Raw genomic sequence first — 1,885 nt, 5'->3', positions numbered from 1 at the left:
TCAGTAAATTGTTCTCTAACAGACGCGTGTTCGGACGAACAAAAAAGTCGTCTGAACACTGCGCCTAAATTTCCATATAAACTTAAATAATTAACAACATGTTGCTTATCAAATAATTAATGTAACTAAAAACAAAACCTCAAGCTTTATTTAGACTAGCTCTAAATAAAGCTTGGATTCACTTCCACCATTTCGTATCTTTGTGTATCATTAAAACACGCCTTTCTATGCAGGTTCATTTCAACACCCAAATGACTGAATTGTATAAAACAACCAAAGGAAGTACTTATCAATGCGATGTAACCAATCGTATTTGTATTCATTTTGGAGAGACCGTTGCTGCTTTTAACATTAAAGACTTTTTAATTTTTCGTCGGAGTATGAAAACAATTAATATACACGACATGATTTTTAATCTTTCGGATGCCTACGATTTTGAATGGATCCATTCTCCTAAAAAAGAAATTTCAAAAAAGTTAACCCTTTGCGAAATCATTCAACTACGGGATTTACTAGATGGAACAAAATTCTCTCTAGATTTAAACTCGATACTTCAAGAAAAATTGGGCTTGGGTGTATACGCTTAATATATAATTTAGATTCAATCCAAATGTTTTGTTTTTGGGAATACAAAGGAACTTTTCAACGTTATTATTGGTAACTTGTATATACACACAGAACTTTTAACCTAATATTTAATATGAAAGATTTAGTTAGACTCCGCACTTCTTTAAAAGAAGAGATCGAAATTATATTAAATGCGCAATGCAAAATGGAAGCGGAAGCATCCCAAAAATATTTAGCTATGGCTTCATGGCTAGAAAGAAATGGTTTTTTACAATCTGCAAATTACTTATATGATCAAGCAGAAGAAGAACGCAGCCATTTTCTAAAAATATTTAAATATATCAACGACATGGGAGGAACAGCAATCACTCCTTTTGTTGCTGAAGTAGCTCAAGAGTATACCTCTATCAAAGATGTTTTTGAAACTGCACTACAAGGAGAAATTGCAGTAACACTTGCAATCAATAAAATCGTTGCTAAATGCCGCGAAGCAAGTGACTTTGCGACAGAAGACTTTGTGATGTGGTTTGTAAAAGAACAACGTGAAGAGGAAGCAAATGCAAGAAGAGCATTGGAATTGTTTGAATTAATTGAATTAAATAGTGACTCGGGTAAATTCTTATTAGATAAAGAAATCGGTAAGATAGGCGACAAAAAATTAATCGACTAATATTCTTAGATACATGTAATATAAAAAAAGCCTTCCCAGCCAATAGCGGGAAGGCTTTTTTTATTACATATCTTTTATAATTTTTTCTACTTCTTCAACTCTTACATCCGAATACCATTTATTGATAGGCTGCACACACATTACAGGCGCATGTTTGCAACGGTCTGAACATTCCATTTTAAAGATTTCTATGGTATCTTTTAACTGACGTTCTTTTATACTTTCTTTAATTGCCTTACGTACATCTTTGTGTTTACCACATTTACTGCCGTTACAAATAAATATAGATTTTTCGGGGAATTGTATCGACATAGTAAATTCTTAATTAAGATTGGAATTATTTAAATCACGCACCGTTTTGCCATGAGGTGTAGGTTTACCCGCTTCGTCTAAACATACCATCGTAATTTTATCAATTGTAAGTATGATATCCTTCGTCATAATATTACGCGCTTCACAGGTAAGCGTTATCGAGGTATGTCCAAATTTCAAAATATCAATACCAATTTCTACAATATCTCCTTTTTTAGCAGAGCTTTTAAAATCGATTTCCGATAAGAACTTGGTAACAATACGTGGATTATTTAATTCGACAATAGCAAACAAGGCTAACTCCTCATCAATCCAAGCTAATAACTTCCCTCCAAA

At 32.8% G+C, this 1,885-nt stretch carries 4 protein-coding genes; 2 read left to right on the top strand and 2 right to left on the bottom strand.

Annotation, left to right across the window (positions count from 1 at the left end):
- Positions 1 to 227: 227 nt before the first annotated feature.
- Entirely contained in the window at positions 228 to 587 is a 360-nt protein-coding gene (locus Q0543_RS15055; RefSeq protein WP_299254917.1) for a hypothetical protein, read from the top strand.
- A 113-nt stretch (positions 588 to 700) separates the two neighbouring features.
- The gene (locus tag Q0543_RS15050; RefSeq protein ID WP_299254915.1) at positions 701 to 1,237 is read left to right on the top strand and encodes a ferritin; all 537 of its coding nucleotides are present in this window, start codon (positions 701 to 703) and stop codon (positions 1,235 to 1,237) included.
- Positions 1,238 to 1,300: 63 nt separating this feature from the next.
- On the opposite strand, the gene Q0543_RS15045 is transcribed toward Q0543_RS15050, so the two are convergent.
- Positions 1,301 to 1,549 (bottom strand): (2Fe-2S) ferredoxin domain-containing protein, encoded by a 249-nt coding sequence (locus tag Q0543_RS15045; protein ID WP_299254912.1) that lies wholly within the window; start codon positions 1,547 to 1,549, stop codon positions 1,301 to 1,303.
- A gap of 9 nt (positions 1,550 to 1,558) precedes the next feature.
- Positions 1,559 to 1,885, bottom strand: a 327-nt coding sequence (locus Q0543_RS15040; protein ID WP_299254910.1) for a hotdog domain-containing protein, incomplete at its 5' end; no start/stop codon positions are given.

Source organism: uncultured Cytophaga sp. (genome assembly GCF_937863595.1).
Classification (GTDB): domain Bacteria; phylum Bacteroidota; class Bacteroidia; order Cytophagales; family Cytophagaceae; genus Cytophaga.
This window is presented reverse-complemented; position numbering and strand designations above follow the sequence as displayed.

What these genes read in the sequence shown, in the direction of transcription:
- Q0543_RS15055 (WP_299254917.1), top strand. Translation starts at nt 228, where the DNA reads ATGCAGGTTCATTTCAACACCCAAATGACTGAATTGTATAAAACAACC.
- Q0543_RS15050 (WP_299254915.1), top strand. Translation starts at nt 701, where the DNA reads ATGAAAGATTTAGTTAGACTCCGCACTTCTTTAAAAGAAGAGATCGAA.
- Q0543_RS15045 (WP_299254912.1), bottom strand. Translation starts at nt 1,549, where the DNA reads ATGTCGATACAATTCCCCGAAAAATCTATATTTATTTGTAACGGCAGT.